Origin of the sequence: Avibacterium volantium (assembly GCF_049366555.1) — a bacterium.
GTDB classification, from domain to species: Bacteria; Pseudomonadota; Gammaproteobacteria; order Enterobacterales; family Pasteurellaceae; genus Avibacterium; species Avibacterium volantium_A.
Window position 1 is genome coordinate 57,953 of record NZ_JBMMGT010000008.1, and the last position, 25,724, is coordinate 83,676.

General features: G+C 40.5%; 23 protein-coding genes, 2 tRNA genes and 1 riboswitch. Of the genes, 14 read left to right on the forward strand and 11 right to left on the reverse strand.

The genetic code is table 11. The features are described 5' to 3' along the window. Positions 1–33 precede the first annotated feature (33 nt). From prmC to dapD, 4 genes are all read left to right on the forward strand, one after another. Entirely contained in the window at positions 34–942 is a 909-nt protein-coding gene (gene prmC / locus ACLS0A_RS03835) for a peptide chain release factor N(5)-glutamine methyltransferase (protein ID WP_416082458.1), read from the forward strand. After that, positions 942–1,760 (forward strand): SirB1 family protein, encoded by an 819-nt coding sequence (locus tag ACLS0A_RS03840; protein WP_416082457.1) that lies wholly within the window; start codon positions 942–944, stop codon positions 1,758–1,760. Before prmC ends, ACLS0A_RS03840 begins: the two co-directional genes overlap by 1 nt. Positions 1,761–1,777: 17 nt before the next feature. Beyond that, on the forward strand, positions 1,778–2,632 hold the full coding sequence (gene kdsA, locus ACLS0A_RS03845) for a 3-deoxy-8-phosphooctulonate synthase (RefSeq protein ID WP_126372289.1): 855 nt from the start codon (positions 1,778–1,780) through the stop codon (positions 2,630–2,632). 113 nt (positions 2,633–2,745) lie between these two features. Then, positions 2,746–3,573 carry a 2,3,4,5-tetrahydropyridine-2,6-dicarboxylate N-succinyltransferase gene (dapD, locus tag ACLS0A_RS03850; protein ID WP_416082456.1) on the forward strand — a complete coding sequence of 276 codons (828 nt, stop codon included), beginning with the start codon at positions 2,746–2,748 and terminating at the stop codon, positions 3,571–3,573. 71 nt (positions 3,574–3,644) lie between these two features. Here dapD and ACLS0A_RS03855 read toward each other — a convergent pair whose 3' ends face one another. The 3 genes from ACLS0A_RS03855 to ACLS0A_RS03865 all read right to left on the reverse strand — a co-directional run bounded on the left by ACLS0A_RS03855 (position 3,645) and on the right by ACLS0A_RS03865 (position 8,079). Then, a complete protein-coding gene (locus ACLS0A_RS03855; RefSeq protein ID WP_416082455.1) occupies positions 3,645–5,522 on the reverse strand; it encodes an ATP-dependent nuclease in 1,878 nt (625 codons plus the stop codon). Then, positions 5,488–7,758: a class 1a ribonucleoside-diphosphate reductase subunit alpha gene (gene nrdA / locus ACLS0A_RS03860; RefSeq protein ID WP_416082454.1), complete on the reverse strand. Its 2,271-nt coding sequence runs from the start codon at positions 7,756–7,758 to the stop codon at positions 5,488–5,490. Before nrdA ends, ACLS0A_RS03855 begins: the two co-directional genes overlap by 35 nt. Positions 7,759–7,932: 174 nt before the next feature. Beyond that, entirely contained in the window at positions 7,933–8,079 is a 147-nt protein-coding gene (locus ACLS0A_RS03865; RefSeq protein WP_416082453.1) for a hypothetical protein, read from the reverse strand. Positions 8,080–8,155: 76 nt separating this feature from the next. Between ACLS0A_RS03865 and nhaA the strand changes: the two genes are divergently transcribed. Next, on the forward strand, positions 8,156–9,328 hold the full coding sequence (nhaA, locus tag ACLS0A_RS03870) for a Na+/H+ antiporter NhaA (protein ID WP_416082452.1): 1,173 nt from the start codon (positions 8,156–8,158) through the stop codon (positions 9,326–9,328). Between the two features lie 51 nt (positions 9,329–9,379). Here nhaA and ACLS0A_RS03875 read toward each other — a convergent pair whose 3' ends face one another. Both ACLS0A_RS03875 and ACLS0A_RS03880 read right to left on the reverse strand, forming a co-directional pair. Further along, the gene (locus ACLS0A_RS03875; protein WP_416082451.1) at positions 9,380–9,694 is read right to left on the reverse strand and encodes a c-type cytochrome; all 315 of its coding nucleotides are present in this window, start codon (positions 9,692–9,694) and stop codon (positions 9,380–9,382) included. Continuing rightward, positions 9,694–10,182 carry a TlpA family protein disulfide reductase gene (locus tag ACLS0A_RS03880; protein ID WP_416082450.1) on the reverse strand — a complete coding sequence of 163 codons (489 nt, stop codon included), beginning with the start codon at positions 10,180–10,182 and terminating at the stop codon, positions 9,694–9,696. The genes ACLS0A_RS03875 and ACLS0A_RS03880 overlap by 1 nt, the downstream gene beginning before the upstream one ends. Before the next feature lie 163 nt (positions 10,183–10,345). Between ACLS0A_RS03880 and ACLS0A_RS03885 the strand changes: the two genes are divergently transcribed. The 3 genes from ACLS0A_RS03885 (at position 10,346) to fadD (ending at position 14,765) form a co-directional block, all read left to right on the forward strand. Next, positions 10,346–12,292 (forward strand): ATP-dependent DNA helicase, encoded by a 1,947-nt coding sequence (locus tag ACLS0A_RS03885; protein WP_416082449.1) that lies wholly within the window; start codon positions 10,346–10,348, stop codon positions 12,290–12,292. Continuing rightward, a complete protein-coding gene (tsaB, locus tag ACLS0A_RS03890; protein WP_416082448.1) occupies positions 12,292–13,002 on the forward strand; it encodes a tRNA (adenosine(37)-N6)-threonylcarbamoyltransferase complex dimerization subunit type 1 TsaB in 711 nt (236 codons plus the stop codon). Before ACLS0A_RS03885 ends, tsaB begins: the two co-directional genes overlap by 1 nt. A 74-nt stretch (positions 13,003–13,076) precedes the next feature. Continuing rightward, complete coding sequence (gene fadD, locus ACLS0A_RS03895; RefSeq protein ID WP_416082447.1) at positions 13,077–14,765, forward strand: long-chain-fatty-acid--CoA ligase FadD; 1,689 nt, start codon at positions 13,077–13,079, stop codon at positions 14,763–14,765. 95 nt (positions 14,766–14,860) lie between these two features. Here the strand turns inward: fadD and ACLS0A_RS03900 are convergent, their stop codons facing one another. After that, on the reverse strand, positions 14,861–15,805 hold the full coding sequence (locus tag ACLS0A_RS03900) for a gluconeogenesis factor YvcK family protein (RefSeq protein ID WP_416082446.1): 945 nt from the start codon (positions 15,803–15,805) through the stop codon (positions 14,861–14,863). A 203-nt stretch (positions 15,806–16,008) separates the two neighbouring features. Then, positions 16,009–16,156: riboswitch (molybdenum cofactor riboswitch) on the forward strand. On the opposite strand from ACLS0A_RS03900, the gene moaA reads away from it, so the two are divergent. From moaA to moaE, 4 genes are all read left to right on the forward strand, one after another. Then, positions 16,145–17,170, forward strand: a complete 1,026-nt coding sequence (gene moaA, locus ACLS0A_RS03905; RefSeq protein ID WP_416082445.1) for a GTP 3',8-cyclase MoaA — start codon at positions 16,145–16,147, stop codon at positions 17,168–17,170. (Overlaps the previous riboswitch by 12 nt.) Before the next feature lie 13 nt (positions 17,171–17,183). Further along, positions 17,184–17,672, forward strand: coding sequence for a cyclic pyranopterin monophosphate synthase MoaC (moaC, locus tag ACLS0A_RS03910; RefSeq protein WP_416082444.1), 489 nt, complete (start codon positions 17,184–17,186; stop codon positions 17,670–17,672). After that, entirely contained in the window at positions 17,665–17,910 is a 246-nt protein-coding gene (gene moaD, locus ACLS0A_RS03915; protein WP_330933098.1) for a molybdopterin synthase sulfur carrier subunit, read from the forward strand. Before moaC ends, moaD begins: the two co-directional genes overlap by 8 nt. 1 nt (position 17,911) lies before the next feature. Further along, positions 17,912–18,364: a molybdopterin synthase catalytic subunit MoaE gene (moaE, locus tag ACLS0A_RS03920; RefSeq protein ID WP_416082443.1), complete on the forward strand. Its 453-nt coding sequence runs from the start codon at positions 17,912–17,914 to the stop codon at positions 18,362–18,364. A gap of 61 nt (positions 18,365–18,425) precedes the next feature. Here the strand turns inward: moaE and ACLS0A_RS03925 are convergent, their stop codons facing one another. Continuing rightward, on the reverse strand, positions 18,426–18,980 hold the full coding sequence (locus tag ACLS0A_RS03925) for an NAD(P)H nitroreductase (protein ID WP_416082442.1): 555 nt from the start codon (positions 18,978–18,980) through the stop codon (positions 18,426–18,428). Positions 18,981–19,212: 232 nt separating this feature from the next. Continuing rightward, complete coding sequence (locus tag ACLS0A_RS03930; protein WP_416082441.1) at positions 19,213–19,446, reverse strand: hypothetical protein; 234 nt, start codon at positions 19,444–19,446, stop codon at positions 19,213–19,215. Between the two features lie 205 nt (positions 19,447–19,651). Between ACLS0A_RS03930 and sppA the strand changes: the two genes are divergently transcribed. After that, positions 19,652–21,508 (forward strand): signal peptide peptidase SppA, encoded by a 1,857-nt coding sequence (gene sppA, locus ACLS0A_RS03935; RefSeq protein ID WP_416082499.1) that lies wholly within the window; start codon positions 19,652–19,654, stop codon positions 21,506–21,508. Positions 21,509–21,598: 90 nt separating this feature from the next. Here the strand turns inward: sppA and ACLS0A_RS03940 are convergent, their stop codons facing one another. After that, the gene (locus tag ACLS0A_RS03940) at positions 21,599–22,504 is read right to left on the reverse strand and encodes a LysR family transcriptional regulator (RefSeq protein WP_416082440.1); all 906 of its coding nucleotides are present in this window, start codon (positions 22,502–22,504) and stop codon (positions 21,599–21,601) included. A gap of 101 nt (positions 22,505–22,605) precedes the next feature. Here ACLS0A_RS03940 and topA point away from each other — a divergent pair, with 101 nt between their 5' ends. Further along, the gene (gene topA, locus ACLS0A_RS03945) at positions 22,606–25,212 is read left to right on the forward strand and encodes a type I DNA topoisomerase (protein WP_416082439.1); all 2,607 of its coding nucleotides are present in this window, start codon (positions 22,606–22,608) and stop codon (positions 25,210–25,212) included. Positions 25,213–25,476: 264 nt separating this feature from the next. Here the strand turns inward: topA and ACLS0A_RS03950 are convergent. Together ACLS0A_RS03950 and ACLS0A_RS03955 are read right to left on the reverse strand one after the other, a co-directional pair. Continuing rightward, positions 25,477–25,552, reverse strand: a tRNA-Gly gene (locus tag ACLS0A_RS03950). 15 nt (positions 25,553–25,567) lie between these two features. Beyond that, a tRNA-Gly gene (locus tag ACLS0A_RS03955) sits at positions 25,568–25,643 on the reverse strand. Positions 25,644–25,724 lie beyond the last annotated feature (81 nt).

The window sequence follows — 25,724 nt, forward strand, 5'->3', positions numbered from 1 at the left end:
ATTTACTGTATCAGTGAGATTGAGAATAACCGAATGAATTATGCAGATTGGCTTGCTTTTGCAGAAACACAACTTGCCGACAACAAAAAGACAGATCCTTTCATTAATCCCAAGGTGGATTCCAGCCTATTATTACAATTTGTAACAGGGCGTTCACGTTCTTCCATTTTGGCATTTTCTGAAATCGAGCTTTCAGCACAAGAACTTGCACAGCTTGAGAAATTATTACAACGCCGCATAAACAGTGAACCAATGGCTTATATTCTTGGTCAGCAACCCTTTTGGACGCTTGATTTGAAGGTATCTGAAGATACTCTTATTCCAAGAGCAGACACGGAAATTTTAGTGGAAAATGCGTTAATTTGTGCGGAAGAACGCATTTCATCAGCTCACTTTGACAAAGAATTAAAAATATTAGATTTAGGCACAGGTACAGGGGCAATTGCAATAGCCCTTGCACAAGAATTGCGATCTAGATCGAAAAAATTATTTAAAGTTTCTGTTGTGGGTGTTGATCTTATTGATAATGCGGTAAACTTAGCTCAAGACAATGCAAAACGTAATGATGTTGATAATATTCTTTTTTATCAAAGTAATTGGTTTGAAAATTTACAAGATCAGCGTTTTGATATCATTGTAAGTAATCCGCCTTATATTGATAAAGATGATCCACATTTGCAGTTGGGCGATGTGCGATTTGAGCCATTAAGTGCTTTAGTCGCTAAAGAACAGGGGTATGCAGATTTGCGGCACATTATCATCAATGCACCAACTTATCTAAAACCGCAAGGGTGGTTGTTATTGGAGCACGGTTGGCAGCAGGGAGAAAAAGTGCGGTCTTTTTTTCAAAAGAATTTGTGGCATAACGTTATTTCTCGTAAGGATTATAACCAAAACGAACGTATAACATTAGCTCAATTAAACACAAGAGGGAATGATTGATGAATACAAATCGCAACGCAATTTATAATGAAATGCTTAACTTTTATGTGCTTACAGGGAATGATGGGCAACGCGAGCTAGGGAATATTCATTCAATTATGAATGGTTTTTTTACTCAAGCAAGAGAAGCTATTGAGCAAGAAAAAGATGATGAAGCAAAAATCAGAAAACTAATTGATTTAGTTTATGTCGATTGGGGATTTTTGACGGATTCTAATAATTCTTTTGATCACTCTAATTATTATCTACCTGATGTTTTAACAAATCGTCGAGGTGTAGCAATTTCTGTTGGCGGCGTTTTATTGTATCTCGCGGAAAAATTAGAATTACCAATTTATGCAATGGAATTTCCAGTCAATATTATGCTTAAAGCAGATGTGAATGGAAAACATCTCTATTTTGATCCTTGGACTGGCAGAGAATCTTCAGAAAAATATATTGAATACATTTTTAGAGTACATTACGGTGATGAAGTAGAATTCTCTGTTCCATTATTAGGTGAACTAGATGAAGAAGAGTTAGAGTTCCGTTATGGTCAGTTAGCGAAAAATTCTTTAATGCGAGAAAATAACTTTGAACCAGCCTTGGCTTATATTGAAAACGTGTTAGAACGTTATCCGGGCAGCTTAGATGAAATTCGTGATCGTGGGATTTTAAAAATGCAGCTTGGGCGTCTTCAAGAAGCATTAAAAGATCTTGAAGAATTTGTTGAAAAAAGACCTGATGATTCTTTTTCAATCATGTTCAAAGAGCAATTACCGTTAATTAAAAAAGATATTGAAGCGCAAGAAAAAGCAAAAAAAGAATCTATTCACTAAATTTATTAGAGAAAACTATGCAAAATAAAGTTATTAAAATTGGTAACATTGAAGTCGCGAACGATAAACCATTTGTTCTATTTGGTGGAATGAATGTGTTAGAAAGCCGTGATATGGCAATGGCAGTGTGTGAAAAATATGTCGAAGTAACGCAAAAGCTCAATGTGCCTTATGTGTTTAAAGCGTCTTTTGATAAAGCGAACCGCTCGTCAATTCATTCTTACCGTGGACCGGGAATGGAAGAGGGGTTGAAAATTTTCCAAGAATTAAAAGACACCTTTGGCGTTAAAGTGATTACCGATGTACACGAAATTTATCAATGCCAACCTGTGGCTGAAGTGGTTGATGTGATTCAGTTACCCGCATTTTTAGCGCGTCAAACCGATCTTGTTGAAGCGATGGCGCGTACAGGGGCGGTGATCAATGTGAAAAAACCACAATTCTTAAGTCCGGGGCAAATGGGAAATATCGTAGAAAAAATTGAAGAATGTGGTAACGATAAAGTGATCCTTTGTGATCGTGGGACTAACTTTGGCTATGATAACCTTATTGTGGATATGCTTGGCTTTAGCGTAATGAAGAAAGTTTCCAAAGGTTGCCCTGTGATTTTTGACGTAACCCATTCTTTGCAATGTCGTGATCCTTTTGGTGCAGCGTCAAGCGGTCGCCGCGCACAGGTGACAGAATTGGCACGTTCGGGGCTAGCGGTAGGGCTTGCAGGATTATTCCTAGAAGCGCACCCTGATCCACAAAATGCCAAATGCGACGGTCCTTCTGCTTTGCCATTAGCCAAATTAGAAGCCTTTGTGAGCCAAATGAAAGCGGTAGATGATTTGGTTAAGTCTTTTGAGGAATTAGATACATCAAACTAATTGCTTGAAAATTAAATGTTAGAGAAAACGAACAATAACAGGTGAGTTTTAGGCGGAAATATGATAAAAATACCGCCTTGTTTTAATTTTTTCATTTGAATAGGAAACAAAATATGTCAAATTTACAAACTATCATTGAAGCGGCGTTTGAACGCCGTGCAGAAATCACGCCAAAAAGCGTAGATGCAGAAACGCGTGCAGCGATCGAAGAAGTGATCGAAGGTTTAGACAGCGGCAAATACCGTGTTGCAGAAAAAATTGACGGTGAATGGGTAACTCACCAATGGTTGAAAAAAGCGGTATTGCTTTCTTTCCGCATTAACGATAACCAAGTGATTGACGGCGCAGAAACCAAATATTACGACAAAGTAGCCCTTAAATTTGCAGACTATGACGAAGCACGTTTCCAACAAGAAGGTTTCCGTGTTGTGCCTTCAGCAACCGTGCGTAAAGGTGCATATATCGCGAAAAATGCGGTATTAATGCCATCTTATGTAAACATTGGTGCTTACGTTGGCGAAGGTACAATGGTAGATACTTGGGCAACCGTTGGTTCTTGCGCGCAAATCGGTAAAAATGTTCACCTTTCAGGCGGCGTTGGTATCGGTGGAGTATTAGAGCCATTACAAGCTAACCCAACCATTATCGGCGATAACTGCTTTATCGGCGCGCGTTCTGAAGTGGTTGAGGGCGTTATCGTAGAAGATGGCTGTGTAATCTCAATGGGCGTATTCATCGGTCAATCAACTAAAATCTATGATCGTGAAACTGGTGAAATCCACTATGGTCGTGTACCAGCAGGTTCTGTGGTCGTTTCAGGTAGCCTTCCTTCAAAATGCGGTAAATATAATCTTTACTGTGCAGTAATCGTGAAAAAAGTTGATGCGAAAACCTTAGGTAAAGTCGGTATCAACGAGTTATTGCGTAGTATTGATGAATAATATTTAATACTAATTAATCAAAAATAAAAATCTGCACGAGAGTTTTCTGTGCAGATTTTCATACCAGAATATCAAAATGTAGTACCATCTTTGTTGCAGTGATTGTTAATAATATTTTCTATTTGCTCAAAAAGAACTTTAAAGTTCTTAAAGTAATTGGTATCTTTATTTTTTACCCATTTGGAAAAAAACACTTTATTTGAGCTAGTAGAATCAAGTTTTCTTAGTAGAAAATGGAATTTCTCTGGAATATTGTATTTATTAATGAATATATCTGTTAAATCCATCTTTTCTTTGGTAAGAGCAGTGTCTCTTTTTATATTAGTGAATACAAGAATATTTTCTTTTATAGCAAGATTAATTAACTCTATAGGAAACATAAGTTCCATTGATATTGCGATGTTTATATCTGTATATTTTGAAGAAAACTCTTTTATTTCATCTGTTATAGGTAGAATGCCGGCATAAATAGCCTTATTTTTTCCAATCTTGTAAAAGATAGTTTCTTCATCTTCAGAATAGTTACCAATTATTTTACTAAATAAACTCATGCCTTTATCATCTCTATCCCATAGACTTATAATAATATCTGGCTCTAAATCACCATCTGGTTTTTCGCTTTCATCGAATATTTTACTAGTCTTAATTAATGAAGAAATATTATCTGCGCCATTTGCACTAATAAATTTACATATGGCAGTTCTTCCAGGGTAAAGTTTTTCATATGCTATATTTAGTATATCTTTATCTGTGACCCCCTCTACAATAATTCTAGGTAAATTTTTATCTTGCAATTCTTTATTTAAACGCTCGTTTTCTTCTTTTAATTTTTGGCTTCTATCAAATTCCTCTTTAGCTCTTTTAGTAATTAATGCAGTTATGCCTAGATTATTATCAAGTAGATCTTTTAAAGTAACCCTCTTAGCTGATGTTTCAGCATTACTATCGGAAGAATTTTGTGATATATACCATTTAGCTATGTGCTCTCCCTCAATATCATAAAACGCAGGAGAATGAGTTGTAACAAATATTTGGTTACCTTTGCAGAACTCATCTGAAAATTGTTTAGCTAAGAGAAATGCTGCACCAAGTTCTAAAGATGTTTTAGGTTCTTCATATGCCCATATATGATATTTAGTACTATTTTTAGTAATGAAATCTAATATGTATGGAATATGACGTGCTTGTATTCCATCCCCTCTTTTTTGTAATGAAACATGGTGATCATTATAACTTGTTGAAAAATCTAAACTATTAAATAATACTTTTAAATCTGTAGGTGGGCTAATATCGCTTTTAATTCCTATTCCCTCTTCAATTTTTTTAGTCATTTCTTCGGTGTTTTCATTGATTAACTTTGTTAATGCCTCTGTTGATAATAAAAGTTCAGAATTATCATCATTAAATAATGTATCATGTAGCATATTTAAAAAGTAAGAGAATACATCCCTTCCTCTTATAGCTGGGATATAATGAAATGATAATTTATTTAAGAATTTAGGAATTATAGTTGGAGAAATATCTTTAGAATAAATTGTTTCAGGAGCTTCTGAATATCTATTCCAACTTTTCTTCACGGAAAACTCTTGAGGTAGTGATTTCCATTTTAAAAAATTATTAAAATATATTCTAATCCATATAGATGCTTTTCCTTTTTGCTTTCTTACCTCTTGAGAACGTTTTTTAGTTAAATCATCATGAAAATAGAAATTTTTATCTAATTCTGTTTGGTTATTAAAGAATAAATTTAGAGCTTTTAATATATTTGACTTTCCGCTATCATTATTCCCAATAAGAATATTTAAATCTTCGGCGCGATCTAAGTTTATTTTATATACTGAACGAAAATAATGTATTTCTATTCTATTTATAATTTTCATATACTTTTCCAAGTTCGTTTTTAAAATAAAATTATTAGATTTTACAAGCTCCGCCCGCACAATCGTCATTGAGATCTTCTTGGCTGTCTTCCGCACCATCACGGGTGTTTTGGTAGTAAAGTGTTTTCACGCCGTATTTGTAAGCGGTTAATAAATCTTTTAATAACACTTTCATCGGCACTTTACCGTCTTCAAAACGTTGTGGATCGTAGTTGGTGTTAGCAGAAATCGATTGGTCGATAAATTTCTGCATAATCCCTACCAAATGCAAATAACCGTCATTATTTGGAATGTCCCATAATAATTCGTAGTTTTCACTGAGGTTTTCATAATCTGGTACAACCTGTTTGAGAATACCGTCTTTTGATGCTTTAACGCTAACGTGTCCACGCGGTGGCTCAATGCCGTTGGTCGCATTGGAAATTTGCGATGAGGTTTCTGATGGCATAAGCGCGGTTAGTGTTGAGTTGCGTAAGCCGAAAGTTTTAATGTCTTGGCGCAGGCTTTCCCAATCGTAATGTAACGGCTCTTGCGTGAGTGTATCCACATCTTTCTTATAAGTATCAATCGGTAAAATGCCTTGTGCATAAGTGGTTTGGTCGAAATATTCACAAGCGCCCATTTCTTTCGCAAGGTTCATTGAAGCTTTCAATAAATAGTATTGAATGGCTTCAAAGGTGCGGTGCGTGAGATCGTTAGCGCTGCCGTCTGAATAACGCACACCATTTTTGGCTAAATAATAAGCGAAATTAATTACTCCAATACCTAAAGAACGGCGAGCAAGAGAGCTACGTTCTGCCGCGATCACAGGGTAATCTTGATAATCTAATAGGGCATCTAAGGCACGCACCGCAAGATCGGCCAGCTCATCTAATTCATCAAGGTTTTCAATCGCGCCTAAGTTGAAGGCAGAAAGCGTACAGAGCGCAATTTCACCTTCTTCATCGTGGATATGAGAAAGTGGCTTAGTTGGCAATGCAATTTCTAAACAAAGGTTAGATTGGCGCACTGGCGCAACGCTTGGATCAAATGGCGAGTGCGTATTACAGTGATCCACATTCTGAATATAAATACGCCCTGTTGAAGCACGTTCTTGCATTAATAGTGAGAACAGTTCAACGGCTTTCACGCTACGTTTACGAATGTTTGGATCTTGCTCATATTGCGTGTAAAGACGCTCAAATTCATCTTGATCGGCGAAAAAGGCTTCATATAACCCCGGTACATCAGAAGGGCTAAACAAGGTGATTTCGCCACCTTTGATTAAGCGTTGATACATTAATTTGTTAAGCTGAACGCCGTAATCCATATGGCGAACACGGTTATCTTCCACACCACGGTTATTTTTTAACACTAACAGGCTTTCTACTTCTAAGTGCCAAATCGGATAATAAACCGTTGCCGCACCACCACGCACGCCACCTTGCGAACAAGATTTCACCGCAGTTTGGAAGTATTTATAGAACGGAATACAGCCCGTATGGAACGCTTCACCACCACGGATTTGGCTACCTAAGGCACGAATTGCCCCTGCATTTACCCCAATTCCCGCACGTTGTGAAACATATTTCACAATAGCAGATGCCGTGGCGTTAATCGAATCTAAACTATCGCCACATTCAATTAATACACAAGAACTGAATTGACGAGTTGGTGTACGCACCCCTGCCATAATTGGAGTAGGCAGAGAAATTTTAAATGTTGATGTGGCATCGTAGAAACGGCGTACATAGTCTAAGCGCGTTTCTTTTGGATAGTTTGAGAACAAGCTTGCCGCCACCAAAATATACAAGAACTGGGCTGATTCATAAATTTCACCCGTTACACGGTTTTGCACCAAATATTTGCCTTCAAGCTGTTTGACTGCCGCGTAAGAGAAGGTCATATCACGCCAGTGATCTAAAAAGCCGTCCATTTCGTCCCATTCTTCACGGCTATAATCGGTTAGCAAGGCTTGATCATATTTGCCTAAACGCACTAATTTCTTAACGTGATCATACAAACGCGGTGGATCAAAATGCCCATAGGCTTTTTTACGCAAATGGAAAACCGCAAGGCGAGCAGCCAAATATTGATAATCAGGCGTATCTTTGCTGATTAAATCTGCCGCTGCTTTAATAATGGTTTCGTGAATATCTGAAGTGCGAATGCCTTCATAAAATTGAATGTGGGAACGCAATTCCACTTGAGAAACAGAAACGTTATCCAATCCTTCTGCCGCCCAAGTAATGACTCGGTGGATTTTATCTAAATCGATGGGTTCTTGTTTTCCGTCACGTTTGGTGACCATCATAGCTTTGTTCATAGAAATGATTCCGACTGGTTAGTATTATTTGTCAAAACCACAAGATATAGTGGTTTATTGAAAACGGGATACAAGATAATGTGTTCTTAGCAAAACTTCAAGCACAAAATTTTACGTTCGATTATTGACATAAACTAAGTTATTTATAAATAAGCAAAAATCATAAAAGCTGATTTATCCCTTATTTTTATAAGGAATTAAAAGCAAAGTGCGGTTAAAAAATGTGTAAAAAATCACAAATTTTTCAATAGCTAAGAGAAATTTGCCGATTTTTATTGACCTATTTTTCTCTTCTATGTTAGAAAAACTTACTGATGACATACATTTTTCTTATAACAGAGAAATGATCCATTTGGGTGGATATTTTTAAGCCCGCGATTTTTACTAGGAGAGATTAATGGTTCGATACATTCGATACTTTATGAAATTAGAGGCTGCCAGCGGAATGTTATTGTTATTTTTCGCTGCGTTTGCAATTTTATTGGCAAATACACCGTTAAGCCGTTTTTATTTTAGTTTTCTTGATGCACCAGTGGTGATCCAATTTGGCTCGATTGTGCAAATTAACAAGCCACTCTTAATGTGGGTGAATGATGGCTTTATGGCTGTGTTTTTTGTGCTTGTGGGATTGGAAGTAAAACGCGAATTGCTCACAGGGGCAATTTCAAGCTATCAAAAAGCCATTTTCCCTGCCGTTGCTGCCTTGGGGGGAATGGTTGTGCCAGCAGCGATTTATTGGTTTGTTACTAAGGATACTCCGCAATATCAAGACGGCTGGGCAATTCCAATGGCAACAGACATAGCCTTTGCACTGGGGGTGTTAGGTTTACTTGGCAGTCGTGTTCCTTTCGCATTAAAAGTGTTTTTGCTTGCATTGGCGATTATTGATGATTTAGGCGCGATTATTGTGATTGCCTTATTCTTTTCACAGGATTTAAGTACCCGTGCCTTAATTCTTGCCAGTATTGCCATTGTGGGCTTGATTTTGCTTAACCGTTTTAAAATATCCAATTTAGGACCTTATGTGATTGTCGGCTTAGTGTTATGGGTATCCGTGCTGAAATCAGGCGTACACGCCACGCTTGCAGGCGTTATCATCGGTTTTAGTATTCCACTCAAAGGCAAAAACGGCAGAAAAGTGTTGCACGATATGGAACATATTTTAGCCCCTTGGTGTTCTTTCTTTATTTTACCGTTATTCGCCTTTTCCAATGCTGGGGTATCCTTATCAGGAATGGGGTTAGAGACCTTAAGCTCGCCACTCACTTTAGGCGTGATCTTAGGGCTATTACTGGGAAAACCACTGGGTGTCTTTTTGTTTAGCTATCTCTCTGTATTATTCCGTATTGCAAAATTGCCTGAAGGAATTAATTTTAAACAGATTTTTGCCATTGCCTTGCTCTGTGGTATTGGTTTTACCATGTCAATGTTCTTAGCCGGTCTTGCCTTTGGTGGCGATGGGGCAAGTGAAATGGCAAGCTTTGCTCGAGTAGGTATCTTACTTGGTTCAGCCATTTCAGCGGTCGGTGGTTATTTTTTACTAAAAGCTTGTACGAAATCTAGGGTATAATATGAGATAAAAAAATCGGGCTATTCAACGTAGCCCGATTTTTCATTAATGTTATTTTTTCAATGTTGGAATATATTCCGCTAATCCTTTCATTTCTTCTTCACTTAAACGAGATTTCGCTGCATTTCCTGCACCGACAATTTCCCCCGCCTTACGTTTTTCAAGTGCGGTAAGAATTTCTTCAGTTTTTAAGCTATTGATAATTGCAGATTGATTTAATGCTGATTTTTCGCCTTGTTTGCCGTGGCACATTGCACAAGAGCGATTAAAAATTTTTTGCGTATGCTCAAGGCTTTCATTAGCGTGACTGTTGAGCGCCAATAGCGATCCTGCAATAAAAAATAGAGTAGAAGCGTAACTTTTCATTATTTTTCCTCAAATAGTTTTCGTAATTCGTTCTCAGGGATTAAGCCCTCGAATTTATAAAGGATTTTTCCTTTAGGATCAAGCAAGAATGATGTCGGTGTGCCAACCAACTGATAACGTTCAGCCGTGATATTAAGCTGATCTTTGGCAATCGGCAGTGTGAGTTGATTTTTGTCTGCGACAGCTTGCGTGTTACCGCGTTCACCATCAATATTAATGGCTAAAAGTTGTAAGCTCTCGGGATAGCTTTGGGAAAATTGCTGTAATAATTTCATTTCAACAATGCAGATGCCACAGGTTTCTGACCAAAAATTGATGAGCAATTTTTTCCCTGCAAATTGGCTTAATTCCACCTTGTTGCCTTGCAAATCAAAAGCCGCAATATCAGGGGCTTGGCTGCCGATGTTGGCGGTTTGGTCTTTACAAGAAATAAGCAAAAAAAGCACCGCACTTAATAAACCAAGTTTTAGACTATTTCTTAATTGCATTCTATTATCCATAAAAAATTGACGTGCTATGTTACCACAGAATGTTGCATTCAATATTTTTTGATTTGTAAATTAACAATAAAGCTATCCAGTACAACACTGTATAGCGTTTTTCTGTTAGAATAGCCACTAATTTTATTTACCCTAACCCCGAATTGAATAAATGGATAGCCAAAATGTGATCAACGCCTTTGCGGAAACGGGCGTGCTGAGTCAGCATATTAAAGGATTTCGCCCCCGAGCCGAGCAGCTAGAAATGGCGCAAGCCGTGGCGCAGGCGATTTCACATAAGCAAGCCCTTGTGGTGGAAGCGGGAACAGGTACGGGAAAAACCTTCGCGTATTTAGTGCCTGCATTGCTTGCGGGCAAGAAAACCATTATTTCCACAGGGTCAAAAAATCTGCAAGATCAATTGTTCAATCGTGATCTTCCCGCCATTAAAAAAGCGTTGGGTTATACAGGTAAAATCGCGCTTTTAAAAGGGCGAGCCAATTATCTTTGCCTTGAACGTTTGGATCAGCTGATTGCGCAAGGGGTATTGGGCGATCGCACAGTGTTAGCAGATCTGGCTAAAGTGCGGAAATGGAATAATGCCACTAAGACAGGGGATTTAAGCGAATGTGTGGAAATTGCGGAAGACAGCCCGATTTTGCCACAGCTTACCAGTACCACAGAAAGCTGCTTAGGCTCAGAGTGTCCGAATTACGGCGATTGCTATGTGGCGGCGGCGCGCAAAAAAGCCTTAAATGCCGATTTAGTGGTGGTGAATCATCATTTATTTTTTGCTGATATGGCGGTAAAAGAAAGTGGCTTTGGTGAGCTTATTCCTAATGCGCAAGCCATTATTTTTGATGAAGCCCATCAGCTTGCTGATATTGCCAGCCAATATTTTGGTCAATCTTTAACCTCTCGCCAATTATTTGATTTATGCAAAGATAGTAACATTGTTTATCGCACTGAATTAAAAGATATGAAACAGCTTGGTGTGGCGGCGGATACCTTGCTCAAGGTGGTGCAAGATTTTCGTTTATTATTGGGTGAAGGCAATCGCCGTGGCAACTGGCGTGAGCTGTATTCTCAGCCTGTAATGGCGCATTCCGCAGAGAAAAGTGCGGTGCAAAAATGCGTAGAATTATTGCAAGAAAAATTGGCATTTTTATCTGATGTGGTGAAACTTGCGCTCGGTCGTTCGCAAACCCTAGACAGCATTTTTGAACGCATTGCCAGTATTCAGGTGATTTTAAAACGTCTGCAAGAAACCCATTTGGTGGGCTATTGCTATTGGTATGAAACCATGGGGCGTGGCTTTGGCTTGCATATTACACCGCTCACCGTGGCAGATAAATTCGGTGAACAGCTTAGCCAAAAAGAAGCCGCGTGGATTTTTACTTCTGCCACCTTAGAGGTGGGCGGCACATTTGAGCACTTTTGCCAGCGTTTAGGCATTCAAAATGCAGAGCAGAAAATTTTGCCGAGTCCGTTTAATTATCCTGAGCAAGCCTTGCTGTGCGTACCACGCTATTTGCCCGCATTAAATCGTGCGGATACCCAAACTCAGCTCGGACAAATGTTATTACCGATCATCGAAAAAAATCAGGGGCGCTGTTTTGTGCTTTGCACGTCTTATTCAATGATGCGTGGGCTGGCAGATTTTTTCCGTGAACACAGTGATTTAACCGTGTTATTGCAAGGGGAAACGGCAAAAAGCAAATTATTAGAACAGTTTACCACCCAATCTCACGCCGTGTTGGTCGCCACTTCCAGTTTCTGGGAGGGGGTAGATGTGCGTGGTGATGCCCTTTCCTTAGTGATTATTGATAAATTGCCCTTTACCGCACCTGATGAGCCTTTGCTGAAAGCACGAATGGAAGATTGTCGCCTGCAGGGCAAAGATCCGTTTAATGAGATCCAAATTCCCGAAGCGGTGATCACCTTAAAACAAGGGGTTGGGCGTTTGATCCGCGATGTGACCGACCGCGGTGCGGTGATTATTTGTGATAGCCGTTTGGTGATGCGATCCTACGGTGAAACCTTTTTGAAAAGTTTGCCTAATGCTAAACGAACCCGAGATTTAAACAACGTAATCCAATTTTTAACAGAGAAAAAATAATGACAACTTTACTCGCTTTAGATACATCAACGGAAGCCTGTTCCGTTGCCTTATTGCATAAAGGGGAAATCACCCATTTAGATGAATTAGCGCAACGCACGCACACAAAGCGCATTTTGCCAATGGTTGATGAAATTTTAAGCCAGTCTGGCATTGCGCTCAATCAAGTTGATGCCTTGGTTTTTGGCCGTGGGCCGGGTAGTTTTACTGGTGTGCGCGTGGGCGCAGGCATTGCGCAAGGCTTGGCGTTAGGGGCGGATTTGCCGGTGATTCCTATTTCTAATCTCACCGCAATGGCACAGCAAGCCTTTGAGCAATATGGCACAACGCAGGTGCTATGCGCCATTGATGCCAGAATGAATGAAGTGTATTTTAGCCAACTTCAGGTACAAAAAGTGCGGTCAGATTTTGGCGAGTTTTTTGACTGGCAAGCGTTAGTGAGCGAGCGAGTTTGCAGCCCAGAGTCAGTGCTTCAGCTGGCTCAACAAACGGAAGATTGCGTTAAAGTGGGAACGGGCTGGCAGGCTTATTCGCAACTTGCTACATTAGATTGGGCGAAAGATTCTGACATCATCTTGCCTTCTGCCAAAGCAATGTTGCCTTTAGCCTTGCCTTATTACTGGCAGAAACAATGGATAAGTGCGGTGGAAATTGAACCAGTTTATTTGCGCAATGAGGTAACTTGGAAAAAGTTACCGGGGCGTGAATAACGCATCAGCATTTGGCACATTCGTGAGCTAGTGATAGAATCGGCAAAATTTAATAAACATAATAAGGATAACAAATGGAAAAGCCTTGGTTTATCAATTATCCAGAAGGTGCAGAAAGGGAACTGGATACTTCCGCCTATGAAAATATTTTAGATATGTTTGATAAGGCGGTGCGCGAACACCCTGATCGCGCTGCTTATATTAATATGGGGCAAGTGCTGACCTTTCGTAAATTAGAAGAGCGTAGCCGAGCTTTTGCTGCCTATTTGCAAAATGAATTAAAGTTGCAACAAGGTGATCCTGTGGCATTAATGATGCCTAATTTATTGCAATATCCCATTGCATTATTTGGGATTTTACGCGCTGGAATGGTGGTGGTGAATGTTAATCCCCTTTACACGCCAAGAGAACTAGAACATCAGCTACAAGACAGCGGTGCGAAAGCCATTGTGGTGGTGTCAAATTTCGCTTCAACCCTTGAAAAAGTGGTGTTCAATACAGAAGTGAAACACGTTATTTTAACCCGAATGGGCGATCAGCTTTCTTTTGGTAAACGCACGCTGGTAAATTTCGTGGTGAAATACATTAAAAAGCTCGTGCCTAAATATAAGTTACCTCACGCCGTAACTTTTCGCGAGGTGTTAGCGGTAGGGAAGTATCGCCAATATGTGCGTCCAACCATTTCAGCGAATGATCTCGCCTTTTTGCAATATACCGGAGGCACAACGGGCGTGGCAAAAGGGGCGATGCTCTCGCACCACAACATTATTACCAATGTATTTCAGGCAAAATGGATTGCCTATCCTTTCGTGGGCGATCATACGCGCGAACGCAAAGCCATTCTGGCTTTACCGCTGTATCACGTTTTTGCTTTAACCGTAAACTGCTTATTGTTTATTGAGCTGGGCGTTACCGCAATTTTGATCACCAATCCGCGTGATATTGATGGTTTTGTCAAAGAGATGAAAAAATACCGCTTTGTTGCTATCACGGGGGTAAACACCTTATTTAACGCCTTGTTAAATAATGAAAATTTCAAAGAAATCGATTTTTCACAGCTTAAACTTTCTGTTGGTGGGGGAATGGCCATTCAGCAATCTGTGGCAACCCGTTGGCACGAAACCACAGGCTGTAACATTATTGAAGGCTATGGAATGACAGAATGTTCACCACTGATTGCCGCTTGTCCAATCAATGTGGTGAAACACAACGGCACTATTGGTGTTCCCGTGCCGAATACGGATATTAAAATCATCAAAGACAATGGCGAAGAAGCTCAACTTGGTGAACCAGGGGAGCTTTGGGTGAAAGGTGATCAGGTGATGCAAGGTTATTGGAAGCGCCCTGAAGCCACAGCGGAAGTGCTGAAAGACGGCTGGCTTGCCACAGGGGATATTGTGGTGATGGACGAATCTTACAGCTTACGCATTGTAGATCGCAAAAAAGATATGATCTTGGTTTCAGGCTTTAATGTGTATCCAAATGAAATTGAAGATGTGATTATGCTCAATTACAAAGTGGCAGAAGTGGTGGCTATTGGCGTGCCAAATGAAGTGTCGGGGGAAACCATTAAAGTATTTGTGGTGAAAAAAGATGAAAGTTTGACGCGTGATGAGCTACGCCAACATTGCCGCCAGCATCTCACAGGATATAAAGTACCGAAAGACATTGAATTTAGAGATGAATTACCAAAATCCAATGTAGGTAAAATTCTGCGCCGCGTACTGCGCGATGAAGAATTAGCCAAACGACCAGCGAATTAAATTTGCTTAATTTACTTGAATAGCAATAAAAGCGGACGATTGTCCGCTTTTGTTTTCGGGTTTATTATAATGAGCTGTGTGGGATAAGGCTGCTTTTAGCTATTTTTTCTTTGTAATTCGCCAATCAAATCATCAATCGCTTTACACAATAAAGTGCGATCGTGGCGGTAGCTGATGTCGTCAGCACGCAGACGTCTGGCAATAATTTTTAACTGCGGATCGCTATTTTCTGGCATTAAACCGTTTTGTACGATCGCACCATCAATAATCTTTTGCCCAACGGTTTCGTTAATCCAATTTATTCGATCTTGTAAAGAAAGTGCTGCGGACGGGCTATGTTCAACCCCAAGATTGTCGATGAAAATTTTCTTCGCTTGGCTGTTTTTTAATGCCTCAATAATTTCGGGGAGCAAAATCGGCGGCATTATACTGGTGAGAAAACTGCCCGGGCCAAATAGGATCACTTCAGCTTGCTGAATAGCGCAAATGGCTTCAGGCGTGGCGCTGACAAGGGGAACAAGGAAAATGGAGTTAGGTAATTCGCTCAGCTCATCAATTTCCACTTCACCTACCACGCTAGAGCCTGAAGGCAAGGAAGCAGCAAGATGCACCGCACTTTCTGACATCGGTACAATAAAAGATTTTACGCGCAATAAATCACGGATTAAGTTTACCCCTTCGGTGGGGCGAATTTGCATATTTTCTAAGGCTTTTAGCATTAAATTGCCAAGATTATGCCCTGCAAGTTCTCCACTATTGGCAGAAAAACGGTATTCGAACAGTGCAGATGCAGTGCTAGGTTCAGTGATAATTTGGTTAAGACAATTGCGTAAATCGCCCCACGCAATGCCACCTTGTTGTTTCCGAATTCTGCCTGTGGAACTACCATTGTCAGTGGTGGTAACAATGCCCGTTAAGCGTTCTTTCATAAAACTGAGCGCAGACATCACGCGGCCAAGTCCGTGTCCGCCGCCAATAGCTACAATGTGATTTATCTTATCTAAATTTTCGTGCCGACTGTGCGGTGTTAAATCACTCATTGTTTTTCCTTTAAAATGTGAGCGTTATAAGAGAATTAGGGTTAAGTATAAACAAATTTGTCTAAAAGTGCGGTAGAAATTTTGTGAATTTTCGTTATATAGCATATTATACAATTGATTTATAAGTAAAATATGGCATTTTTTTGATATAGATCCCATTCTAGGTATGGCTAAATTGTTGTTAAGCCCTTAGAATAGGGAAAATTTTCGCATAACTCCGAGCTTGTTCACCTACGTTTTGTTGATTGCAAAATAGGGTGGCAATGCCAGCAATGCATTTTGTATTGCTCAGGGATACGTTGGAAACGGCTTATCCTCTCCATTTTAGAAAGGTGTCTAATGCAAAGCATTCCTATACAAATTCCTGTGAAACAGGTGGGGGAAACGCGTCTTATTGATGGGTTTGCCCGCCAATATTATTATTTGCGACTGTCCATTACGGATATGTGCAATTTCCGTTGTAACTATTGTTTACCCAATGGTTATCAGCCAGAAGCCAATAAACCGAGCTTTCTTACTCAAAGTGAAATTGTCCGCCTAGTGCGTGCTTTTGCCCATCTTGGTACGGAAAAAATTCGTATCACGGGCGGCGAGCCAACCTTGCGCAAGGATTTTCTTTCTATTGTCGAAAATATTCAGCAAATTGAAGGCATTAAGCAAATAGCCTTGACCACCAATGGTTATCGTATGGCGAAAGACATTGCCGCGTGGAAACAAGCGGGGATTACGTCTGTTAATGTGAGCGTGGATAGCCTTGATGCGAAGATGTTCCAGCGTATTACGGGCGTGGATAAGTTTGCGGAAATTATGCAGGGTATTGATCGTGCCTTTGAAGTGGGGTATCAGAAAGTTAAAGTCAATGCGGTGCTGATGAAAAATCTCAATGATCAGGAATTTGCGGGCTTTTTAGATTGGATAAAATATCGTCCGATTCAAATGCGTTTTATCGAGCTAATGCAGACAGGCGAAATGGATCAGTTTTTCCAACGCTATCATCTATCGGGGCAAATTTTAGCAGAAAAATTACTGGCTTCAGGTTGGCAATTGCAACAGCGCGGTTATTTAGACGGCCCAGCTAAAGTGTTTAAACACCCAGATTATCAAGGTGAAATTGGCTTAATTATGCCTTATGAAAAAAATTTCTGCACCAGTTGTAATCGTCTGCGAGTTTCAGCCAAGGGCAAACTTCATCTTTGTTTGTTTGGTGAAGAAGGTATCGAATTGCGTGATTTGTTACAATCGGATAATCAGCAATCTCTTTTAGAATCACGCATTTTCTCTGCGTTACAGGGTAAGCGAGAACATCACTTTTTACATAATGGTGATAGCGGCGTGCGTAATCATCTTGCCAGCATTGGCGGTTAATCAAGGAATTATAATGACCACATTTACTCATATTAATAATAATGGCGAAGCCAATATGGCGGACGTTTCGGGTAAACAAGAAACCGTGCGTGAAGCAAGAGCAGAAGCGCTGGTTACAATGTCACAATCTACTTTGCAAATGATTTTATCAGGGCAACACCACAAAGGCGATGTGTTTGCCACAGCGCGTATTGCTGGCATTCAGGCGGCAAAACGCACTTGGGATTTAATTCCCTTATGCCACCCATTATTGCTTTCAAAAGTGGAAGTATCCTTAACGGCCCTGCCTGAAAGCAATCAAGTACGTATTGAAAGTCTATGCAAATTAACAGGCAAAACAGGCGTGGAAATGGAAGCGCTTACCGCTGCAAGCGTGGCTGCCTTAACGATTTATGATATGTGCAAAGCGGTGCAGAAAGATATTGTGATTGAACATATTCGCCTTTTAGAAAAGTGCGGTGGAAAATCTGGCCATTTTTTAGCAGGAAAACTGAATGATTAAAGTATTATTTTTTGCCCAAACACGAGAGCTGATTGGGGTTGATGAAATTGAAATCTCAGGCCAATTTGCCAACGCAGAAGCACTACGCCAACATTTGAGCGCCAAAGGGGATAAGTGGGCGTTGGCGTTAGATAAAGAAAAGCTTTTGGTTGCCATTAATCAAACCTTGGCTAGTCTTGAAAGTGCGGTGCAAAATGGCGATGAAATTGCCTTTTTCCCACCTGTTACAGGGGGCTAAAATGGCAGAAATTCAAATTGCGGTACAAACTGCCAATTTTGATCAAAATGCGGTTTATCGTTGGGTTTCCGCGCCAAATAGTGTCGGCGCTGCCGTTGTTTTCGTGGGGAAAGTGCGCGAAATGAATTTGGGCGATAGCGTATCCAGCTTATTTTTAGAACATTATCCTGCGATGACAGAAAAAGCCTTGCGTGAAATTGTTGATGAAGCTTGCTCACGTTGGAACTTATTACGCGTTGCGGTAATTCACCGCGTGGGCTTACTGCATACGGGCGATGAAATTGTGCTAGTCGCAGTGAGTTCTCCTCATCGTGGTGAAGCTTATCAAGCCAATGAATTTATTATGGATTTTCTCAAAAGCAAAGCGCCGTTTTGGAAAAAAGAACAGACAGAAAAAGGCGAGCGTTGGATCGAACATCGAGAAAGTGATCAGCAGGCTTTGGAAAGGTGGTAGAGAAGTGAGGGGTTATAAGACATCACCGCATTTTATCAGTGCGGTGATTTTTTCTCGTACATTATAAATAACTCACAAAATTTGCCAGCTCGATATGCTTAGGTTCTCGGTTGGCTTTTTCTTCCCCCGTCCCCATCAGGACTAAGGCAACTACTTTATCACTTTCGTTACATTGTAACGTATCACGCAATGCAGAGCCATCAACCCAAGGGCCAGTAACCCATACATTGTCAAAGCCTTGTGCATTGGCGGCAAGTTGCATTGCGTAAGTGGCGCAACCTGCGGTAAGCATTTGTTCCCAAGCGGGGACTTTAGCAATATCTTTTTGGATTTTTGCGATTACGGCAATGATCATTGGCGCACGATTCGGTAAATTTTCCGCTTTTTTCAACCGCTCTTCACCGAGATTAAGTTCTTGTACCGCACTTTTTAATAAGCCGCCAAGTTTGTTTAAACCGTCTTTTTCAATCACTACAAAGCGATAAGGTTGCAATCTACCGTGATCAGGGACGTGCAGTGCGGCTTGGAAAATCTGTTCAAGTTGTGCTTGGTTTGGCGCAGGCGCAAAGAGTTTCTTGTTAGAACGACGTGAAGTGAGTAGGGTTAAAGCGTCCATAATCAGTCCTTTTATGATCATTTTTGTTATGAAAAGTGCGGTGGATTATAGCATAGTTTTTGGTCTTATAGGTGATATAGAAAAGCCCCCTTTATATCGGGGGCTTATGTAATTAGTTCTTTTTACTCTCTTTATCGGCTTCTTTTTCAGCTTGTTTTATGGTGTGATTAATAGCAGCTAAAAAAGCCAGAACAATCCCTAAAAGAACAAGTAATCCAATGGTGAGTTCCATTTAATCCTCCTTTGATAGCTGGGATTTGTGTTTTCTAAGCAACTTTCCAGCAACGAGAGTGGCATAAATAACAAACATTAATGTAAGACTACTCATAATCTTAAATAGTATTCCATTCTGACCAAATATTATCACGGGGACTGCAAGTATCACAACGTTGGCAATATCTTCTACCATTTTTGCCCAAGCCTCTAAGGTTTCGACTTCAATCGGGCGTTTGAATAAATTTAACATTGGGTTCTCCTTGTGCTGGGGCAACCATAGCAAAATCTTTTTAAGTGCGGTGATTTTTTGGTGAGTTCTGCGATCCTGATCGAGAAAACAGATCAAAGTGGATAAAAACAGGCATTCTGGAAAGAATAATTCGCATTTGGGTGTTAATCTGTTTATGATACGCTCTCTCAAATAAAATCAAAAAATAAGGAAATCTATGAAATCGCTGATGAAACTAGGCTCTATGCTATGGCGAGGATTAAATTTTGTGCGCAATGTTGTGATGAATTTAGTCTTTCTTGTTTTTGTGTTGTTTCTTTTTACAGTGGTGAGTTTGCTCACAAATGCAAATAAAGAAACTCAAGCGCCACTGAGCGCGGATGAAGGGGCGTTATTGCTGAATTTAGATGGATATTTAGCGGATAATCGTGAAGAAATCCACTCTTTGCAAGATTTGTTAAAAGAAGTGGATTCTCAATATGTGCCGCGTCAAATTTCTACCTTTGATTTGGTGTATAGCATTCGATCTGCAGTGAATGATCCACGCATTAAAGGTTTGGTGTTAGATCTGAATCGTTTTGAAGGCGCTGATTTGCCTGCGATTAAATATGTGGGCAAGGCGATTAATCAGTTTAAGCAAAGTGGTAAGCCGGTGATTGCTTATGCGGATAGCTATACGCAAAAACAATATGTACTCGCAAGCTATGCCGATGAAATTTATCTCAACCCGATTGGTGCAGTGGAGATTCAAGGCTTGGCGCTGGAAAACCTGTATTACAAAGATTTGCTCGACAAGCTAAAAATCACGCCACATATTTTCCGTGTAGGGACGTATAAGTCTGCCGTTGAGCCGTTTTTGCGTAATGATATGTCGGCAGAAGCCAGAGCCAATATGCAACGCTGGTTAAGCACAATGTGGACGGATTATAAAACGCTGATCGCAAATAATCGTGAAATCCCTGTTGATAATGTATTGCCTGAAGCGGAGCAATATTTCGCGAATTTGAAAGCGTTAAATGGGGATTTGACGGCTTATGCCCAACAGCAAAAATTTGTGACGCAACTTGCCGATCGTTTCACTTTAGAACAAAAACTCACCGCACTTTTTGGCAAAAATGCAGAGGGTAAAGCAAAATTGTTGCCGTTTGATCGCTATTTGGCAGATTTACCTGATCGTATTGAGGGGGAAGGCAAAAACCGTATTGCGGTGGTCAATGTTGAAGGTGCAATTATTGATGGGGAAAGCGATGAAAATGGCGTTGGCGGTGATACCATTGCCACATTGCTACGTCAAGCTTATGAAGATGAAAAAATCAAAGCCGTGATTTTGCGTGTAAATAGCCCCGGTGGCAGTGCCTTTGCGTCAGAAATTATCCGTCAGGAAATTGTGCATTTACAGCAAGCAGGCAAGCCAGTGGTGGTGTCAATGGGGGCAATGGCTGCTTCAGGTGGTTATTGGATTTCTAGCACTGCAGATTATATTTTAGCTGATGCGGATACCATTACGGGATCTATCGGTATTTTCGCGATGTTCCCGACCTTTGAGAAAGCCGTGGCAGAAATTGGCGTGAATGCTGATGGCGTGGCCACTTCACCATTAAGCCAGCAATCTTCTTTTGGCGGGATCTCAAAAGTAAAAAGTGATCTTTATCAACTGGAAATTGAACGGGGTTACGATAAATTCCTTTCACTTGTCAGCAAAGGCCGTCAGCTAGCTAAAACAGATGTGGATAAAATCGCACAAGGTCAAGTGTGGTTGGGATCGGAAGCCTTGCAAAATAAATTGGTGGACGAACTAGGCGATTTTGATCGTGCGGTGGAAAAAGCAACGGAATTAGCTAAAGCAAAACAAAGTGAGCAAAGTGCGGAAGAATTTAGCGTGGAATGGCTAATTGAACGTAATGATTCTATGCTTGATGCCTTGGTGAAAGGCTTCGGCAAAGGCGCGCAACAGCAATTATTCAATGCGCTTGGCTTGGCAAAACCGTTCAATGAAGTAAAACAACAGCTCAACCAACTGAGCCAATTTAACGATCCTAAAGGACAGTATTTATACTGTATTAATTGCGGGACGTTACGCTAAAAATTATTTTCCCCTTTTATGCAAATAGAAGGGGAAAATTTTTAAAAATTGCACCGCACTTTTTATTTCTTTTTATTTCTATTATTTCTTCTATTTATTGCTAGCGGTTTCTTGGCATAATCCAAGTTGACTTAAAAAGTCCACAAAAGCTTTCACTTTCGCCGCCAAATGACGGCGGTGGGGATAGACAATATTCATATCAATTTGATGTTGCGGATAGTCAGCCAGCACTTCCACCAATTCCCCTGAAGCTAATTCATTTTCAATCAGAAAACGTGGTAAATTCACAATGCCGAGTCCTGATTTTGCCAGTTCTGCTAAGGCTAAGCCACTGTTGCACATTACATCAGCCTGTACGCGCAAGCGTTCAATTCTTGTGCCGTTGATAAATTCCCAAAATACTTGATTGTTATTGGATTTATACAGCATTATTTTGTGTTGATAGAGTTCTTCTGGCGTTTGTGGAATACCATTTTTGGCGAAATAATCGGGCGATCCCACAATGTGCATTGTTGAACTCGCAATTTTTTTCGCTACTAGCGAGCTGTCTTGCAAATTGCCAATGCGTAAAGCGAGATCAAAGCCTTCGGTGATTAAATCCACTAAACGATCGTTAAATTCAATATCCACTTCAAGATCAGGATTGGCGTGTAAGAATAAGCCCAAATTAGGCGCAATAAAACGCAAGCCAAAATCTCGTGGCACGGAAATATGCAGCTTGCCTTGTAATGCGCTAGCAAGATTGCTGATACTGGCTTCAGCTTCTTGCAGTTCAGCTAAAATGGGTTGGCAACGCTGGTAATACATCAATCCTGCTTCGGTCGGCACAATCTTTCTGGTGGTACGCTGCAACAAGCGGGTTTTCAGCTGTTCTTCCAGTTGTGAAACTAACTTACTCGTCATTGCCACGGAGATATTTTGCTGTATAGCGGTTTGGGTAAAACTTTGCGTTTCCACCACTTTACAAAAGACAGAAATTGCATTGAGTTTATCCATTTATTCTTCCTTTTTTTAAAAAATGATTGACCAATCCACAGATAGTCCGCAATATATCGGGCAATTTTACACAAGTTAGCAGAAATTAGGTAAAGAAAAAGATGAGTAAATCTTTAGTGATTGTGGAGTCGCCAGCGAAAGCGAAGACCATTAATAAGTATTTAGGAAAAGATTATATAGTGAAATCCAGCGTAGGGCATATTTGCGATTTACCTACTGCTGGAATGAGTACAGGTGAAAAAGCCAAGCCAATTTCTACCAAAGGATTAAGCCCCGAAGAAAAGCAAGCCATTAAGCAAGAAAAAGAACGTAATGCCTTGGTGAAGCGTATGGGGATCGATCCTTATCACGATTGGAAAGCCAATTACCAAATTTTACCGGGTAAAGAAAAAGTGGTGGCGGAACTCAAATCGCTGGCGAAAAAAGCGGATCATATTTATCTCGCTACCGATTTGGATAGAGAAGGGGAAGCCATTGCTTGGCATTTGCGTGAAGTGATTGGCGGTGATGATGATCGCTTTAGCCGCGTGGTATTTAACGAGATCACCAAAAATGCTATCACCCAAGCTTTTGAACACCCAGAACATCTCAATATGGATCGCGTTAATGCCCAACAAACACGCCGTTTTCTTGATCGCGTGGTGGGCTTTATGGTGTCGCCATTATTATGGAAGAAAGTGGCGCGCGGCTTATCAGCAGGACGCGTGCAATCGGTCGCGGTGAAATTATTAGTAGAACGCGAGCGTGAGATCAAAGCTTTCCAACCTGAAGAATATTGGGAAGTGGCGGTGCAAACGGAAACCGCACAGAAAATTGGTTTGCGTCTTGATGTAACCAGTTTTAAAGGGAAAAAATTTGAGCCGAAGAATGCGCAACAAGCGCAAAGTGCGGTGGATTTTTTACAAAAATCTGACTATGTCGTTTCTGATTTAGAAACCAAGCCAACCAGCTCTAAACCGAAAGCGCCATTTATTACTTCAACCTTGCAACAAACGGCAAGTACCCGCCTTAATTTTGGCGTGAAAAAAACAATGATGCTAGCGCAGCGTTTGTATGAAGCAGGTTATATTACCTATATGCGTACTGATAGCACCAACTTAAGTCAAGATGCCTTAAATATGGTGCGTGATTATATCGGCTCACATTATGGCGACAGTTATTTACCGAGCAAACCGAATTTTTATTCGAGCAAAGAAAATGCGCAAGAGGCGCACGAAGCTATTCGTCCTTCTGATGTGCGTGTATTGGCAGCAGATCTACAAGGAATGGAAAAAGATGCGGTGCGTTTATATGATCTCATTTGGCGTCAATTTGTTGCTTGCCAAATGCCTGCGGCACAATATGACAGCTCAACGCTCACGGTAACGGCAGGCGATTACAGTCTGAAAGCCAAAGGGCGTATTTTGCGTTTTGACGGTTGGACAAAAGTGTTACCGCCAATGAGTAAAAGTGCAGAAGATCAAGTGCTGCCAGCCGTTGCGGTGAACGATCAGCTAAATTTAAAAGAAGTAATCCCACAGCAACATTTCACTAAACCACCTGCGCGCTTTACTGAAGCGGCACTGGTAAAAGAGCTGGAAAAACGCGGAATTGGTCGTCCTTCTACTTATGCCGCGATCATTTCAACCATTCAAGATCGTGGTTATGTGCGGGTGGAAAATCGCCGTTTTTATGCAGAAAAAATGGGGGAGATTGTTACCGATCGCCTTAACCAATCTTTCACCGATTTAATGAATTATGATTTCACCGCCAATATGGAAGATGTGCTAGACCAAATTGCCAACGGTGAGAAAAATTGGAAAGCGGAATTAAATCAATTCTTTAAAGATTTTTCTGCACAGCTGAGCCAAGCCGAATTAGATGAGCTAGAGGGCGGAATGAAGCCAAATAGCCTTGTGCTAACCGATATTAAATGCCCAACTTGTGGCCGTCCAATGGCGATTCGTACTGCAAGTACAGGTGTATTCTTAGGCTGTTCAGGCTATGCCTTACCACCAAAAGAGCGGTGCAAAACCACAATAAATTTAATCCCAGAAGCCGAATTATTAAATGTACTGGACGAAGCTTCTGAAACTAAAGCTCTAATGGATCGCAAACGTTGCCCGAAATGTGGCACGGCAATGGATAGCTATATTATTGATCCGCAAAGAAAACTTTACGTATGCGGAAATAATCCAAATTGTGATGGCTATGTGGTGGAGCAAGGCGAGTTTAAGATTAAAGGTTATGACGGCCCAGTGGTGGAATGTGATAAGTGCGGCGCAGATATGCACTTAAAATTGGGACGTTTTGGTAAATATATGGCTTGTACTCAATGTGATAACACGCGCAAAATCTTAAAAAATGGCGAAGTTGCGCCACCAAAAGAAGAGCCAGTACATTTCCCTGAGCTAAAATGTGAAAATTCTGATGCGTATTTTGTATTGCGTGATGGCGCAAGTGGCGTGTTTATGTCTGCGCATAATTTCCCGAAATCTCGTGAAACTCGTGCTGCAAAAGTGGCAGAATTGGCGCTATATCGTGATCGTTTGCCTGAAAAATTGCAATATTTAGCTGATGCGCCGCAGAAAGATCCTGAAGGCAACGAGGCCATCGTTCGCTTTAGCCGTAAGGAAAAACGTCAATATATTACTTCTGAAAAAAATGGCAAAGCCACCAAATGGCGTGCTGATTATATTGACGGAAAATGGGTTGAGAATGGTAAATAACCCTTTGATATAGAAGTTATTTTGTGAAAAGGCGATATTAATCAGCTAGAAAGTGCGGTGGAAAATTTGGCGTTTTTCTACCGCACTTTTCTTTTTCTGCTTTTATTCTCTTTTTTGTTTGTTTTTTCTAGAAAAATATTTTTCTATATTAATTTGAAATGTTCAGTTTTAGCTATCGCTTTTTTCATTAGGAAAAAGCAGATAATAAGAAAGAATAAAAAAGATAAACAGAAAAAGTTTGTTAATTAAAATATTAGAGAAATTTGGAGCGGGAAACGAGGCTCGAACTCGCGACCCCAACCTTGGCAAGGTTGTGCTCTACCAACTGAGCTATTCCCGCAAGAGATAAGGAGATTGGAGCGGGAAACGAGGCTCGAACTCGCGACCCCGACCTTGGCAAGGTCGTGCTCTACCAACTGAGCTATTCCCGCATATTCCGTAAGAAACGAGGCGTATTATACGAAAAATTTTTACGCCCGCAAGTAAAATTATAAAAAATTTGATTGCTTGTT